This is a genomic window from Polaribacter butkevichii (genome assembly GCF_038024105.1).
GTDB classification, from domain to species: domain Bacteria; phylum Bacteroidota; class Bacteroidia; order Flavobacteriales; family Flavobacteriaceae; genus Polaribacter; species Polaribacter butkevichii.
On record NZ_CP150661.1, the window covers coordinates 825,758 to 841,278 of the forward strand.

Below are 15,521 nucleotides of genomic sequence, written 5' to 3' on the forward strand. Positions count from 1 at the left end.
TAAATTTTAAAATTTAACACTTAAAATACGATAACGTAATTGATACTTAAAAAAATCTTCTAAACGTATAAAAAATAATTACGGGAGGAATATCTTCTTTTACCTAGGTAAATTGAAGTTGAAATTATTTTTATTTTATACTCGGCTAATTTATAATTTTTTGATTGTCCTACAAGTTTAATTACAGAAAAAAATAGTATTTTTATTAATACAACTAATAGGTTCCTAAAATTTTATTTTTATGACAATTTTAACACTTTTACAAACTTGCTTTTTACGAGGTTTATATAAAGTACTACTTCTGTTCACTAAAATAAGCCATAATATCATATAATAGGCAACGTGGTATTAAGTGAGAATTATTTTAAGACCCATTAAGATAAAAACGATTCCGCTTACCTTATTTAAGTATATACTAAAACTAGGATTGTTTTTAATTTTATCTGTAAAAGTAGTTGCAAAAAAGGTTAAACCTACATACCAAACGGTACCAATAAGCGCAAAAGTGATACCTAATAATATAAAAGGAACTGGATTTTCTATTTGATCTGGTGCAATAAACTGAGGAAAGAACGCTAAAAAGAATAATGCAACTTTCGGGTTTAACGTGTTTGTTAAAAATCCTGACCAAAAATCGCTTTTTACTTTTTTATTTTGGGTTGCATCCTTGGTAATATTTAAAACTTCTTTATTATTTTTAAGCTTTAAACACCCTAAATAAATTAAGTAAATAAACCCAATATATTTAATAGCTGCAAAAGCAACATCAGATTTAGATAGTAATACAGACAAACCTAAAGCAGCAAAAACAGTATGTGCTAAGACACCTGTATTTATTCCGAATGCAGCTTGTACGCCCGATTTTCTCCCTTGTAGAATCGATTTATTTAATACAAATACCGTATCAATTCCGGGTGTCATTACAAAAATCAATGCCGTGAACATAAAAGTAATAAAGTTCTCTATTCCCATCTTTAATGTATTTTAAATAATTAAAATAAAACTAAGTACAAAGAAACTATTATGTTAACATCTTAAAAATACTTATTTTTGATTGATTAATGCAAAAAACGCATTAGACTATGACGATTCAACAAATAAAGTATTTTTTAACGTTATCAAATGAACTTCATTTCTGGAAAACTTCCGAGAAAATGTTTATCTCTCAATCTTCTTTAAGTAGACAAATTCAAGCTTTAGAAAACGAATTAGGAATTCAGCTTTTTGAAAGAGATAAAAGAAATGTAAAACTAACAGATGCGGGTAAATTTCTACAAAAAAAATGGACAGCAACCATAAAAGAACTTGATCAAGTTCATAGACAAGCAAAAAAAATTGATGAAGGTGTAGCAGGTTTTGTTTCTATCAGTTACCCTGGCTCTATTGCTTTTAAATTTCTGCCTAATTTTCTTGAAATTATCAACTCTAATTTACCCGATTTAAAATTAGAATTGATAGAACCCACAGACAAAACGCACGAAAAACTATTATTAAATTACGACACGGATATCGCTTTTAGTAGAGATTCCATCAAAAACATTAACATAAGTTCACATAAATTATCATCAGAGCCCATCTGTTTGGTAGTTCCTAAAAATCATTGGCTAACTAAAGAATCTTTAGATAATTTAAAGGAATTAAAAAACGAGAAATTTATTATTGCTGGCTTACATCAAACAACGTTTTTTGCTTCACTTTTAAGAAATTTTTTCGACACCTATGGTTTTGAACCTAAAACGATTATTGAATCTGATTTTGGAGGAATGATTTTAAACCTAGTCTCTCGTGGATTGGGAATTTCTATTTTACCGCTTTCTTACAAACATGCCGAGTTTCAAAATGTTCGATTTATTGAGCTACATGAAAAAATAGACTTATTTGTCAATTGGAGAAAAAACGATCCTAATAAAACAATAAATACAATTATTGATCTTACAAAATCAATAGAAGAATAAAATCGCTTTTAAACAAACCAAATCATTATAAATGAAAATTTTAAACATTATTTTAATACTAACGTTTATTTATTCTTGTGACAAAAAAACGGCAAAGGAGCAAAAAAATAAAATAACAAAGAATGAAATTGTGAAACCCGCATTTCAAACAATAATAGACACCCATAATGTACATGGCGCTATTCTTATTTACAACTTAAACAAAGATCTTTTTTACGCTAATGATTTTAAATGGGCAAAAACGGGTCGCTTACCTGCTTCTACTTTTAAAATTCCGAATTCTATGATTGCCTTAGAAACAAAAGTAGTAGACAACGATAGTACTTTGTTTAAATGGAATGGTGAAAAAAGAGCTTATAAAGTTTGGGAACAAGATTTAATTTTAAAAGATGCTTTTAAATATTCTTGCGTACCGTGTTATCAGGAAATAGCTAGAAAAATAGGCAAAAAAAGAATGAATGCCTATTTAGAAAAACTGAACTATCTAAATATGGTTGTAAATTCTGAAAACTTAGATCTGTTCTGGTTAGAAGGTGCTTCTAAAATTAATCAATTTGAACAAATAGACTTCTTAAAACGTTTTTACAAATCGGAACTTAAAATATCAAAGAGAACTGAAGCTATTATGAGAAAAATACTTTTCATCGAAAAAAACGAAAAGTACAGCTTATATGGTAAAACAGGTTTGTCTGTTAGAAATAAGCAACAAAATGGCTGGTTTGTTGGTTATGCACAATCAAAAGAAAATACACTCTTTTTTGCAACTAATATATCGCCAAAAGAAACTACAGATATTAAGGGCTTCCCTAAATTAAGAAAAGAAATTACGTTGAAAGCTTTAGAACTAATAGAATAAAAACACAGTAGTCTAAAATAAAAATAGCTTGAAAAATTTTCAAGCTATTTTTAATCCACTATTTATATTTCGTCTTCTAAATCATCAACATTTAAATCTTCATCCTCGTCAAAAGAATCTTCATCCTCTGCATAATCTTCCATCGTTTGCTCTAGTTTAGAACTGATTTTTACAAGATAAATAGTATCTTCTGTCTTCACTTCTACCGCTTTTACAGTTTCTCCTTTTGCATTTTTGAAGGAAATAATGTCTTCATAGTCATATCCGTCAGGATACTTTTCTACCAACATATCTAATATGTCTGTAGTTAACTTTGCGTATTCTACGATTACTCTTTTCATTTTATAATCATTTATTCAATTAGTATGAGATTCCTCAATCGTCAAAAAAGACTCATTTCGGAATGACACTTCACTTATTTTGTAATTTTTTAATTATAAGTTAAAAATTAGCAATTCAGCTTTTATAATAAAAGCATCTGCAATGCTACATTTCTAATAAATAAGCAAAAATTAATGGTGCGACAATAGTAGCATCACTTTCTATAATAAACTTTGGCGTATCGATATCTAACTTACCCCAAGTAATTTTCTCATTTGGTACTGCTCCAGAATACGAACCATAACTTGTTGTAGAATCTGAAATCTGACAGAAATAACTCCAAAATGGTGTTTCTGGTTTTTCCATGTCTTGATATAACATTGGCACCACACAAATAGGGAAATCTCCTGCAATTCCTCCTCCTATTTGAAAGAATCCAATTCCGTTTTCAGAATTATTTGTATACCAATCTGCAAGGAATGTCATGTACTCAATTCCAGATTTTACAGTGCTTGCTTTTAATTCTCCTTTTAAAACGTAAGAAGCAAAAATATTACCCATGGTAGAATCCTCCCAACCCGGACAAATAATTGGCAAGTTTTTTTCTGCCGCTGCATACATCCAAGAATCTTTAATATCTATCTCGTAATATTGCTCTAAAACACCAGATAATAATAATTTGTACATGTATTCATGTGGTAAATAACGCTCTCCGTTTGCTTCTGCTTCTTTCCATATTTTTACAATATGTTCTTGAATTCTTCTAAAAGCTTCTTCTTCTGGTATACAAGTATCTGTAACTCTGTTTAATCCTTTTTCAAGTAAATCCCACTCATCTTGTGGCGTTAAATCTCTATAATTAGGTACACGTTTGTAATGAGAGTGTGCTACAAGATTCATAACATCTTCCTCTAAGTTTGCACCTGTACAAGAAACAATTTGTACTTTGTCTTTACGAATCATTTCCGCGAAAATTTTCCCTAATTCGGCAGTACTCATTGCGCCTGCTAAAGAAACTAACATTTTAGATCCTTTGTTTAATTGTGCTTCGTACCCTTTTGCAGCATCTACTAAAGCAGCAGCATTAAAGTGTAAAAAGTATTTTTCTATAAAATTTGTAATAGGTTTGCTCATTTTGTTTTTTTATATTTTTTTAATGTTCTCGATACGATTTTTCTAAATAGAAAATCACTCGAACTGACATCATAGTTATTAGTATTAAAATTCTGACTGTCACATCGAGTAAAATTTCTTTTTCAGAAATTTTGTATCGAGATGTTAATCATTATAATTGGTTATTTAACAACAACTTATCGTAATACTTTTTTATTTTTTCAGAAGTTTTCTAACTTCAAATATATCTGTTCTTCTATCTTTTAAATTTCGTACGCTACCAAACTGGTTTAAATCTTTTAGTAAATCTAAATCTACATCCGCAATTAAAATCATTTCGGTATTTGTGGTTGCCTCTGCTTTAATTCCGTTTGCAGGGAAAGAAAAGTCGCAAGGCGTAAACACCATAGATTGTGCGTACTGAATATCCATATTATTCACCTTTGGTAAATTACCAACACTACCAGCAATGGCAACATAACATTCGTTTTCTATGGCTCTAGCTTGTGCACAATGACGTACTCTTGAATATCCATTTTGCGTATCCGTTAAAAACGGAACAAACAAAATATCCATTCCTTCTTCTGCTAAAATTCTACTTAATTCTGGAAACTCAGAATCATAACAAATTAATACACCAATTTTACCACAATCCGTATCAAAGGTTTTTAACTCATTTCCTCCTTGCATTCCCCAAACTTTTGCCTCATCGGGTGTAACATGCAATTTCTCATAACGTTCTGTAGATCCATCTCTTTTACAGATATAACCCGCATTGTACAACAATTCATCTTTAATTTCTGGCATACTACCTGTAATAATATTAATGTTATACGTAATTGCCAACTCAGAAAATTTCTGAACAATCTCTGGCGTATATTTTGCCAATTCTCTAATTGCTTCCGATTCTGGTAAATGATTATTATCTGCCATTAACGGAGCGTTAAAAAACTCTGGAAACAATGCAAAATCAGATCTGTAAGCAGAAACTGCGTCTACAAAATACTCTGCTTGTTGCATTAATTCTTCCAAATCTTTATACAAACGCATTTGCCACTGAATCAATCCTAAACGCACTACTTTTTTCTTTGTAGCTGCTTTTTTAGATTTTTTCTCGTAGTAAATATTATCCCATTCAAGCAAAACTGCAAACTCACCAGAATTTTCATCCCCTTCTAAATATCCTTTTAAAATTTTTGAAGGATGAAAATCATTCGAAATTTGAAAGTTTAAAACCGGATCGTGAATTTCTTTACGTTTAACACTTTCTATATATTCTTTAGGCGATAAAGTTGCTGCATATTTATGATAATTCGGAATTCTACCTCCAAACGCAATTCCTCTTAAATTTTGTTTCTCGGCAAGTTCTTTTCTATAGTCATACAGCCTTCTACCTAAACGTAAACCTCTGTATTCTTTTTTAATAAAAACATCAATTCCGTATAAAACATCTCCATTTTCATCATGCGTATCAAAGGTATAATTCCCCGTAATATCTTCATACGTATGCTGATCGTCGAAACTATCATAATCTAATTTAATAGACAATGCACAACCTGCTAACTCACCATTTACTTTAATAATAACTTGTCCTTCTGGAAATTTATCAATCAACGATTTAATTTGATTTTCTCTCCAATAAGAACCTGGCATACTTGAATATGCCTGAATCATCGCTTCCTTTAACTGTTTGTAATCTGTTAACGTTAAATAATGAAGCTCAATATTCTCGATGTTTTTGATCATTTTATAGAACTAAAAATCGTCGTTATCATCACCTTTAAACTTAGACAATTTACTAAATGGATTTACATCAGTAGCGTCATCTCCAATATCATAACTATCATCATTAGAAGCAAATTTGTAGCTTAACATTTTGTAAAATAATTTTGCCGCTAAAAAGTCTGATGATTTTTCGCTTTCATTAGGACACAATTCTACCATATCAAAACCAACCACATTCTTTTGTTTAAAAACTAATTTTAAAAATTCTAAAGTTTCATAATAAAACAATCCACCTGGTTCTGGAGTTCCTGTAGAAGGCATAATTGATGGATCTAACGCATCTAAATCAAACGTAATAAAAACATTTTCTGTTAATTGATCTACCACATCATCCATCCAATCTTCATTTACAGCCATATCATGTGCAAAGAAAACTTTATCCAAATTCATTTCTCTTTTTTCAGAAATATCCATGCTTCTAATACCAACTTGTACCAAATTTGTGTTTTGGTTTGCTTCATAAACAGCACAAGCGTGGTTGTATTTAGAACCATCATATTCTTTTCTTAAATCTGCATGTGCATCAATATGTAAAACCGTTAAACTACTAAAACACTCGTTAAAAGCTCTTATAGTTCCTATAGATACAGAATGCTCACCACCAAAAACAGTTACAAATTTATTTCTGTTGATGTATTTTTTTGTAATCTGATGAACTTCTTCTACCATTGCCTCTGGAGAAGAATTTTCTGTAATTGCATCTGCTAAATAAACGCCTTCTTTATATACTTCAGAATCCGTTTCAATATCATACAATTCCATATTTTCTGACGCATCTAAAAAAGCTTGTGGCCCTTTATCTGCTCCTTTTTGCCAAGTACTTGTTCCATCATAAGGAACAGGAATAATAACTACTTTAGATGTTGACAGGTTTCCAAACTCCTGTGGAATTCCTGCATACGTTTTATTTGTGTTCATTTTATTTTTGTTGATGTGCTATAACACTTCTTGATTTGCAATTTTTTCTAACTCATTTACTTTTGTAACAACCTCTCCATATCCTAAAATAGAAAGCATTTCGCTACTTTTTTGTTGTTCTTTAAATATTTTTGTGGTGATGTTTCCATCTTCATCTCTATCTATAATAAGATGTTTTGGATGCGGAATTAAGCAATGCTGTAACCCTCCAAAACCACCAACAGATTCTTGATACGCGCCTGTGTTAAAGAAACCGATATACAACGGATTCTCTTTCTCGAAAACAGGCAAATATATTCCGTTTATGTGTTGCTCAGAATTGTAATAATCATCACTATCACAAGTTAAACCACCTAATAAAACACGCTCATATTGTTTGTTCCATTTATTAATTGGCAACATAATAAAACGCTTATTAATTGCCCAAGCATCTGGTAAAGTAGTTATAAATGAAGAGTTTATCATGTTCCAACGTTCTCTATCATTTTGTTTCTTTTGATATAAAATCTCGTAAATAGCTGCACCAGATTCTCCTACTGTAAAGCTACCAAATTCTGTAAAAATATGAGGAACATCTACTCCCGCTTCATCACAAGCTTGTTGTATTTGATTGATAATTTCATCAATCATATATTGATAATCATAATCAAAAGCCAATGAGTTTTTTATAGGAAAACCACCACCAATATTTAGGCTATCTAAACTTGGACATACTTTTTTAAGGTTGATATAAACTCTTAAACATTTCATCAACTCATTCCAATAATACGCGTTGTCTTTGATACCTGTGTTGATAAAAAAATGTAGCATTTTTAAATCAACTTGTTTATTACCTGCTATTTCGCGCTCATAAAAAGCAACAATATTTTTGTACCCAATCCCCAATCTAGACGTATAAAACTCAAATTTAGGCTCTTCTTCGGATGCGATTCTAATACCTACATTTATTTTTTTATCTGTTTCATCTAATAAAAGATTGATTTCTTCGAAATTGTCTATAATCGGAATTACATTTTTATGTCCAGAATTAATTAAACCTCCAATATTTTTAATGTATTGATCGCGTTTAAATCCGTTACAGATAATAAAGGTATCTTCTTTTATTTTACCTTCTTTTTTAAGATTATTTACAATGTCAATATCAAAAGCAGAAGACGTTTCTATGTGAATATCATTTTTTAAAGCTTCATGTAAAATGTGTTTAAAATGAGAACTTTTTGTACAATAGCTATAAAAATATTTCCCTTTATAGTTATGTTTATCAATGCTTTCTTGAAACCAACCTTTTGCTTTGTTGATGTTTTCTGAAATTTTTGGTAAGTATGTAAATTTTAATGGAGAACCGTATTGCTCTATTAACTCCATTAAATTAATTCCGTGCCAAAACAATTTGTTGTTTTCTGTTTTGAATTCTTCCTGAGGAAAATCGAACGTTTGCTCGACTAAATCTATATATTTTGTGTTCACTTGTATTTTTAAATTATTTGTATGATAAATCCGTCTGAACTAAAACAAATGCCTGTTTTAGAATAGAAATTATAACCTTAAAAAAAGGGATGTTATCACTGTAATATTTGCAAGTAAACCACGTGCAACTTTGAGAAAAGCTGCAACTCTTGAAGAATTGAAAATGGAGATACCTTAATTTTTTCGTTGCATTTCCAAAATGCGATATAACTTTCATTCTCCGATAGAAAGATATTTCCGAAATAAGAAAAACTAAACATTTTACTTAAATAAGTTAAGCAAATGTATATTATTTTTGAATATAAAAAACAAAAGTCAAAAAAAAATAAAATTATTTTTCAATTTATTTTTTTCCTTTTAAACATTGGTCTTACAGACGTTTACAACAATAATTTTAACCTTAATTCTAAAAAAAATGCAAAAAAAAGAAATTAACAAATCTTAAAAACAACTTTTTATTGGTAAAAAAAGGAAACCCTATTGCATAAAAAAAGCGCTGATTTTTCAGCGCTTTTTAGTTTATTTTTTATTCTTCAATTGGTGGATGACCATGAATTTCTTCGTAATCTTCATCAAAATTTGCTCTTAAATAGGCATTTAATTTCTTTCTGTAATCATCTTTTAACCAAGTTACAAAATTGTGTGTACTTTTAGAAATACATTTGGCATATCTATTAATTCTATCATCAATTTCTTCGCCTAGTAATTTTGCTAAGATTAATGCATCAAAAACATCTTCACTATTTTCTATACACATTTTTGCATGATGTACAATCGATTTCTCTAACACTCTTTTAGAAGACTCTCCTTGTCTAATAGTATCTATATATACTTTTTTCATGTCGAAATAAGTATCGGTAGATTTTTCAAATTCTTTTTTAACATCCGGAGTTAACTCATACCTAAAAGTACTTTCTATATCTTCATCAGAAAGAATAGCATTTAAGTAATAGTCTGGGGCTCTAAACATTTTTTCCCAGTCTAAATCTGCTCCCCAAGGACCAAATCTATGAAAGTTGTTACCTAAATCGATAACATCAAAAGTACGTTTATCTTTTAAAACCCTAGAACCACGCCCAATCATTTGGTAGTATAAGGTTAATGATTTTGTTGCTCTGTTTAATATAATTGCTTCAATAGTTGGCTCATCAAAACCAGTAGTTAAAATACTTACCGAGGTAATAATTGCACCTGGAGTTTTATGAAACCATTTTAAAATAAGCTCTCGCTCTGCTTTTGTATTTGTATTGTCTAAATGCGCAATTGGATATCCTGCTTTTTTAAAGGCATGAAATACTTGTATAGAAGTATTAATACCATTATTAAAAATTAAGGTTTTCTTTCCTTTTGCAGTTTCTTCATACGCAGAAACCAATTTAGAAAGCATGTCTGAATTGGTATATAAATCTTCTGAAGATTTTACGGTATAATCTCCATTTGCTCCTACCTCTAACGAGGTTAAACCTACGTTATACGAATATAAGTTTGCACTTGCTAAATACTCATTATCAATTAAATGCTGAATTGTTTCACCAACAAATAATTCTTGATAATTCTCGTACATCGGCAACTTAATGTTAGAACTTAAAGGAGTTGCGGTTACACCAAGAATAAAAGATTCATCAAAAAATTTAAAAATTTTTGTAAAAGAATTGTAATGCGCCTCATCTACAATTACTAAACCAATATCAGAAATATCTAGTTTATCATCATTCAACCTATTTTTTAAGGTTTCAACCATTGCCACAAAACAATTAAAATCATCTTGGTCGTCTAATACTGCGGTAGAATTAATGATCTTGTTAGAAACACCAAATTCATTTAACATCTTAGAGGTTTGCTTGCTCAACTCAATTCTGTGCGTTAAAACCAAAACTTTCTTTTTAAAAGTTTCTAAATAACGCCTTACAATTTCAGAAAAAATTACTGTTTTTCCACCTCCTGTTGGTAATTGATACAATAGATGATAATCTTTTGGTGCGTCTTCAAACCTTCTAAAAATCTCTTGAAGAGCATCTTTTTGATATCCGTATAATTCCTTACCTACTTTTTTTACTGAAGTGTTTATTTCTGCCAAACGATTAAAAATTTAAAAAGACAAAAATAAGACTTAAATAAGGTTTAATGCAAGTTTATGCTATATAAATCTTGATAAATTTGTAATTGTGATATCATAATGAGAGGCATTCTCTACAGAAACCCCATTTTTAACGATAATTAATTGCGGAGATTGGTGCATCACCTGAAACGTATACCCTACTTCATCAGAAATATCTCTGTAATTTAATAGGTCTAAATAATAGACTTTTAAATTTTGATGTTCTTCGGTAAAAAGAGCCTCAAAGCGTTTAATTACCATACTACTAATTCCGCAACGTGTAGAATGTTTAAAAATTAATACGCTTTCGGTTTTAGAAATTTCTTTTATTTCTTCTAATTGCTCCATAGAAGTTAAAGGAATCCACTTTAAGTATGACACTTTTGCTTCTTTTTCCTTACCTTCATCATTACCTCCAAAAATCTTATTAAATATACCCATTTGATGTTTTTTGTTATTTGTCGGTGTAAATATAGTAAACTTTCATTAGACAAAAAGTCAGTAAAAACAACGCTTTACAGACAATTTGACTTACTTTAAACTTAAAAAATAGATGGTATTAAAATTGCTTTATAGTTATCAAAAAAAAACAAAAACTTAGAAAATGAATTTTAACAATTATACAACAAAATCGCAAGAGACCATACAAATGGCGCAACAGATTGCGCAAGGTTTTGGTCATAATCAAATAGAAAACGAGCACATTTTTAAAGCTTTAACGCAAGTAGATGAAAATGTTTTGCCGTTTCTTTTGAAAAAATTGAACATCAATATTACTATTGTAGAACAAATTTTAGACAAACAATTAGAGAGTTTGCCTAAAGTTTCTGGTGCAGAATTAATGCTGTCTAGAGAAGCAAGTAAAACATTAACAGAAGCAGCTGTAATTGCTAAAAAAATGAAAGATGATTATGTTTCTATAGAGCATTTAATTCTAGCTATTTTTAAATCTAAAAGTAATATTGCGCAAGTTTTAAAAGACCAAGGTGTTACAGAAAAACACTTACAAGCCGCAATAGACGAATTAAGAAAAGGAGAAAGAGTAACTTCTCAAAGTCAGGAAGAAACCTATAATTCTTTAAATAAATATGCTAAAAACTTAAACAAATTAGCAGAAGATGGTAAGTTAGACCCTGTAATTGGTAGAGATGAAGAAATCCGTAGGTTATTACAAATTTTATCTCGTAGAACAAAAAACAATCCAATTTTAGTTGGAGAACCAGGAACCGGTAAAACTGCAATTGCAGAAGGTTTAGCACACAGAATTGTAGATGGAGATGTGCCAGAAAATCTAAAAGGAAAACTTATTTTTTCTTTAGATATGGGAGCTTTAATTGCAGGTGCAAAATATAAAGGAGAATTTGAAGAGCGTTTAAAAGCGGTTATTAAAGAGGTAACTACTTCTGATGGTGATATTGTACTTTTTATTGATGAAATTCACACGTTAGTTGGTGCAGGTGGCGGACAAGGTGCTATGGATGCAGCTAATATTCTAAAACCAGCTTTAGCGCGTGGAGAGTTGCGTGCAATTGGTGCAACTACGTTGGATGAATATCAGAAATACTTTGAAAAAGACAAAGCTTTAGAAAGACGTTTTCAAAAAGTTATTGTAGATGAGCCCGATACAGAAAGTGCCATTTCTATTTTAAGAGGTATTAAAGAAAAGTATGAAACACACCACAAGGTTCGTATTAAAGATGAGGCTATTATTGGTGCTGTAGAATTATCTCAGCGTTATATTACCAATCGTTTTTTACCAGATAAGGCCATTGATTTAATGGATGAAGCGATGGCAAAACTGCGTATGGAAATAAATTCTAAACCAGAAGAGCTTGATGTTTTAGACAGAAAAGTGATGCAGTTAGAAATTGAAATTGAAGCCATAAAACGTGAAAAAGACGAAACCAAGTTAAAATCTTTACGCTCGGATTTAGCAAACCTAAAAGAAGAACGTAATGAAATGAATGCGAAGTGGAAATCTGAAAAAGAGGTGGTAGATAATATTCAGAATGCAAAAGCCTTAATAGAAGATTTAAAAATTGAAGCAGAAAAAGCAGAACGTGATGGCGATTATGGTAAAGTAGCCGAAATTAGATATGGTAAAATTAAAAAAGCGCAAGAAGATTTAGAAGCTTTTCAAAAAGTATTGGCAGAAAATCAATCTGAAAAATCTTTAATTAAAGAGGAAGTAACCTATGATGATATTGCGGAAGTTGTTGCCAAATGGACTGGAGTTCCGGTAACAAAAATGATTCAGTCTGAACGTGAAAAACTGTTAAGATTAGAAGCGCAATTGCACAAAAGAGTGGTTGGACAAGAAGAAGCTATTGTTGCTGTTTCTGATGCCGTGAGACGTTCTAGAGCTGGTTTGCAAAACCCTAATAAACCTATTGGTAGTTTCTTGTTTTTAGGAACCACCGGAGTTGGTAAAACAGAGCTAGCAAAAGCCTTGGCAGAATACCTTTTTGATGATGAAAACGCTATGACACGTATAGACATGAGTGAATATCAAGAAAGTCATTCTGTAAGTAGATTGGTTGGTGCGCCTCCGGGATATGTTGGTTATGATGAAGGTGGTCAATTAACAGAAGCTGTTAGAAGAAGACCTTATTCTGTGGTACTTTTAGATGAAATAGAAAAAGCGCATCCAGATACTTTTAACGTGTTGTTACAAGTATTAGATGAAGGAAGGTTAACAGATAATAAAGGACGTGTTGCCGATTTTAAAAATGCCATAATTATTATGACTTCTAATATTGGTAGTCATATAATTCAGGAGAAATTTAGCGATCCAAAAGCAGATTTAGATTCAGTAACCGAATTGGCTAAAATAGAAGTTTTAGCATTGTTAAAACAATCTGTAAGACCAGAATTTTTAAACAGAATTGATGACGTAATTATGTTTACGCCATTAACCAAGGGTAATATATTTGAAATTGTAAAATTACAAATAGAACACTTAAAGAAAATGATTGGTAAGCAAGAAATTACTTTAGATGCAACAGACGAAGCTATTAAATATTTAGCTGAAAAAGGATATCAGCCAGAATTTGGAGCAAGACCTGTAAAAAGAGTTATTCAGAAAGAAGTTTTAAACCAGCTTTCTAAAGAAATATTGTCTGGTAAAATTACCACAGATAGTATTATTTTAATTGATGCTTTTGATGATCAGTTGGTGTTTAGAAATCAGTCTGATTTAATTGAGAGTACTTAAAAATTAATGTCATTGCGAGGAACGAAGCAATCTTTTAGTTGTTAGAGCCTCTAAAACAGACATTATTAATAGTGAAGTTCGTAAGGAAAAAGTGATGTTTAAAAACATCACTTTTTCTTTTTTAAGTATATTCGTTCTTTAAAATAACTTTTATGAAGAAATTTTTACTCCTTTTTGTTTTTGCTTTTGCTTTTCTAACTTCTTGTACTTCTAATGAAACTACAACGTATTATTTAATTCGCCATGCAGAAAAAGACAGAACAAATGGCACAAATAGAAATCCTAATTTGAATAAAAAAGGACAGGAAAGAGCAAAAAAATGGGCAGATCATTTTAAAAACATTCATTTGGATGCTATTTATTCTACAAATTACAACAGAACCTTACAAACAGCAACACCAACAGCAGAAAGTAAAAATTTAGAAATTATAAAGTACAACCCTAGAAAAATGTACGATTCTATTTTTCAGCAAGAAACAAAAGGAAAAACAGTTCTAGTAGTTGGTCATAGCAATACAACTCCTGCTTTTGTGAATAAAATTTTAGGAGAAAAAAAATACAAAGACATCGATGATAATGACAACGCTAGTTTATACACTGTAACAATTACTGGTGATAAAAAAAACTGTAATATCATAAAAGTAGATTAGTTATTTATTTCTTAAATTAATTAGCGCAATTGCAAGGAACGAAGCAATCTGTTGATTATTATTTAGAGATTGCCACAGTTTACAAAAAAGTAAACTTAGCAATGACAAAATAAAAAACGAGTATTATAGAAAACGTTGAGTAATATTTATGTTTTAAATGCTTTCTAAAAAAATAAATTATTAGCTAACTCTAAAACAAATTAGCAAATTTATAGCCCTGTTTGCAGCATTTGTTTGAGCTCTTTTTTACTGTCAGTTCGAATGAATTTTGAAGAATGAAAAATTTGTATCGAGAACAGAAGTAAAAAAAGCGAGTGTCTTTCGACTTCGCTCAAGATAAACTCCAAGCAGGAAATAGCTTCAAAAAAAACACCTTTTAATTTTACTCTAAAACTTTAACTTCAATATCTTTTAAAACAATTTCAGAAACTTTTTTAAGTTCATTATTTTCATAAGCTTTGTCAATATCAACAAGAGAAACTTCTTTATTTAAAGGCTTGTAATTATGAAAATCTACAAAACGAATTCCGTTTTTTACACATTGCTCTTTTAAAACTCTTAAACGTTTTCCACCACCATTTGTATGATATGAATAGGCTAAATAATCTACTAAAAAATCTTCTTTACCAATCCAATAAATAAAAACATCTTCAAAATCTTCTCCTCCTCCATTTTCAGAAAATGTAACTTCTATTTTGTAATATTCCTTTCCTTTTACGGTAGCTGATGGCAATAATTTTTTATTTACCGCTTTGTCATTTAACCCAAAAGGCAACACAGAAAAATAATGTACAGAATTTACGGCATTAGCATATTTAGAAGAATCTACTTTAGACAGTTTTTGCTCTTCTAGATTGATAAACCTTTTAAACCCCTCATTTGTTAGACCATCTATAACAGAATCGAACTCTCTAATTAATTTATAATTACCGTTTTCTCGATAAGCAACATACTCTTTGTCTCTAAATTTGAATTTAATTTCTGAATTAGCCACCTTGTCTGCACCAGAATACACAATAGTTTTATCTATAATTTGCTGTGCAGTTAACTTGTTTTCAGACGGTTTACAAGAAATTAAAAAAGCTAAAAAAAGAATTGGTAAATACTTCATTGGTTTTGTTTTATTGAGTGGGTAATAGATTTC

Annotated in this window: 13 protein-coding genes; 4 read left to right on the forward strand and 9 right to left on the reverse strand. The window is 30.2% G+C overall.

Annotated features, from left to right (window positions below; translation table 11 throughout):
- Window positions 1-348: 348 nt before the first annotated feature.
- On the reverse strand, window positions 349-972 hold the full coding sequence (locus WG951_RS03165; RefSeq protein ID WP_105048757.1) for a LysE family translocator: 624 nt from the start codon (window positions 970-972) through the stop codon (window positions 349-351).
- 110 nt (window positions 973-1,082) lie between these two features.
- Between WG951_RS03165 and WG951_RS03170 the strand changes: the two genes are divergently transcribed.
- Window positions 1,083-1,955 (forward strand): LysR substrate-binding domain-containing protein, encoded by an 873-nt coding sequence (locus WG951_RS03170; RefSeq protein ID WP_105048758.1) that lies wholly within the window; start codon window positions 1,083-1,085, stop codon window positions 1,953-1,955.
- Between the two features lie 31 nt (window positions 1,956-1,986).
- Window positions 1,987-2,811 (forward strand): class D beta-lactamase, encoded by an 825-nt coding sequence (gene blaOXA / locus WG951_RS03175; protein WP_105048759.1) that lies wholly within the window; start codon window positions 1,987-1,989, stop codon window positions 2,809-2,811.
- A 62-nt stretch (window positions 2,812-2,873) separates the two neighbouring features.
- Here the strand turns inward: blaOXA and WG951_RS03180 are convergent, their stop codons facing one another.
- The 7 genes from WG951_RS03180 to ytxJ all read right to left on the reverse strand — a co-directional run bounded on the left by WG951_RS03180 (window position 2,874) and on the right by ytxJ (window position 10,954).
- Entirely contained in the window at window positions 2,874-3,152 is a 279-nt protein-coding gene (locus WG951_RS03180; RefSeq protein WP_105048760.1) for a hypothetical protein, read from the reverse strand.
- A gap of 145 nt (window positions 3,153-3,297) precedes the next feature.
- Window positions 3,298-4,266 (reverse strand): deoxyhypusine synthase family protein, encoded by a 969-nt coding sequence (locus WG951_RS03185; RefSeq protein ID WP_105048761.1) that lies wholly within the window; start codon window positions 4,264-4,266, stop codon window positions 3,298-3,300.
- 192 nt (window positions 4,267-4,458) lie between these two features.
- Window positions 4,459-5,991 carry a carbon-nitrogen hydrolase family protein gene (locus WG951_RS03190; protein WP_105048762.1) on the reverse strand — a complete coding sequence of 511 codons (1,533 nt, stop codon included), beginning with the start codon at window positions 5,989-5,991 and terminating at the stop codon, window positions 4,459-4,461.
- Between the two features lie 9 nt (window positions 5,992-6,000).
- Window positions 6,001-6,948, reverse strand: coding sequence for an agmatinase (gene speB, locus WG951_RS03195; RefSeq protein ID WP_105048763.1), 948 nt, complete (start codon window positions 6,946-6,948; stop codon window positions 6,001-6,003).
- Window positions 6,949-6,966: 18 nt separating this feature from the next.
- Window positions 6,967-8,415, reverse strand: a complete 1,449-nt coding sequence (locus tag WG951_RS03200) for an arginine decarboxylase (protein WP_105048764.1) — start codon at window positions 8,413-8,415, stop codon at window positions 6,967-6,969.
- Window positions 8,416-8,941: 526 nt separating this feature from the next.
- The gene (locus tag WG951_RS03205; protein ID WP_105048765.1) at window positions 8,942-10,492 is read right to left on the reverse strand and encodes a DEAD/DEAH box helicase; all 1,551 of its coding nucleotides are present in this window, start codon (window positions 10,490-10,492) and stop codon (window positions 8,942-8,944) included.
- Window positions 10,493-10,552: 60 nt separating this feature from the next.
- On the reverse strand, window positions 10,553-10,954 hold the full coding sequence (gene ytxJ / locus WG951_RS03210) for a bacillithiol system redox-active protein YtxJ (protein WP_105048766.1): 402 nt from the start codon (window positions 10,952-10,954) through the stop codon (window positions 10,553-10,555).
- 163 nt (window positions 10,955-11,117) lie between these two features.
- On the opposite strand from ytxJ, the gene clpB reads away from it, so the two are divergent.
- A complete protein-coding gene (gene clpB / locus WG951_RS03215) occupies window positions 11,118-13,727 on the forward strand; it encodes an ATP-dependent chaperone ClpB (protein ID WP_105048767.1) in 2,610 nt (869 codons plus the stop codon).
- 152 nt (window positions 13,728-13,879) lie between these two features.
- Window positions 13,880-14,377 (forward strand): SixA phosphatase family protein, encoded by a 498-nt coding sequence (locus WG951_RS03220; protein ID WP_105048768.1) that lies wholly within the window; start codon window positions 13,880-13,882, stop codon window positions 14,375-14,377.
- Between the two features lie 382 nt (window positions 14,378-14,759).
- Here the strand turns inward: WG951_RS03220 and WG951_RS03225 are convergent, their stop codons facing one another.
- A complete protein-coding gene (locus tag WG951_RS03225) occupies window positions 14,760-15,488 on the reverse strand; it encodes a DUF6503 family protein (protein ID WP_105049375.1) in 729 nt (242 codons plus the stop codon).
- Window positions 15,489-15,521 lie beyond the last annotated feature (33 nt).

Coding starts and splice junctions, on each gene's coding strand:
- WG951_RS03165 (WP_105048757.1), bottom strand. CDS start 972: ATGGGAATAGAGAACTTTATTACTTTTATGTTCACGGCATTGATTTTT.
- WG951_RS03170 (WP_105048758.1), top strand. CDS start 1,083: ATGACGATTCAACAAATAAAGTATTTTTTAACGTTATCAAATGAACTT.
- blaOXA (WP_105048759.1), top strand. CDS start 1,987: ATGAAAATTTTAAACATTATTTTAATACTAACGTTTATTTATTCTTGT.
- WG951_RS03180 (WP_105048760.1), bottom strand. CDS start 3,152: ATGAAAAGAGTAATCGTAGAATACGCAAAGTTAACTACAGACATATTA.
- WG951_RS03185 (WP_105048761.1), bottom strand. CDS start 4,266: ATGAGCAAACCTATTACAAATTTTATAGAAAAATACTTTTTACACTTT.
- WG951_RS03190 (WP_105048762.1), bottom strand. CDS start 5,991: ATGATCAAAAACATCGAGAATATTGAGCTTCATTATTTAACGTTAACA.
- speB (WP_105048763.1), bottom strand. CDS start 6,948: ATGAACACAAATAAAACGTATGCAGGAATTCCACAGGAGTTTGGAAAC.
- ytxJ (WP_105048766.1), bottom strand. CDS start 10,954: ATGGGTATATTTAATAAGATTTTTGGAGGTAATGATGAAGGTAAGGAA.
- clpB (WP_105048767.1), top strand. CDS start 11,118: ATGAATTTTAACAATTATACAACAAAATCGCAAGAGACCATACAAATG.
- WG951_RS03220 (WP_105048768.1), top strand. CDS start 13,880: ATGAAGAAATTTTTACTCCTTTTTGTTTTTGCTTTTGCTTTTCTAACT.
- WG951_RS03225 (WP_105049375.1), bottom strand. CDS start 15,488: ATGAAGTATTTACCAATTCTTTTTTTAGCTTTTTTAATTTCTTGTAAA.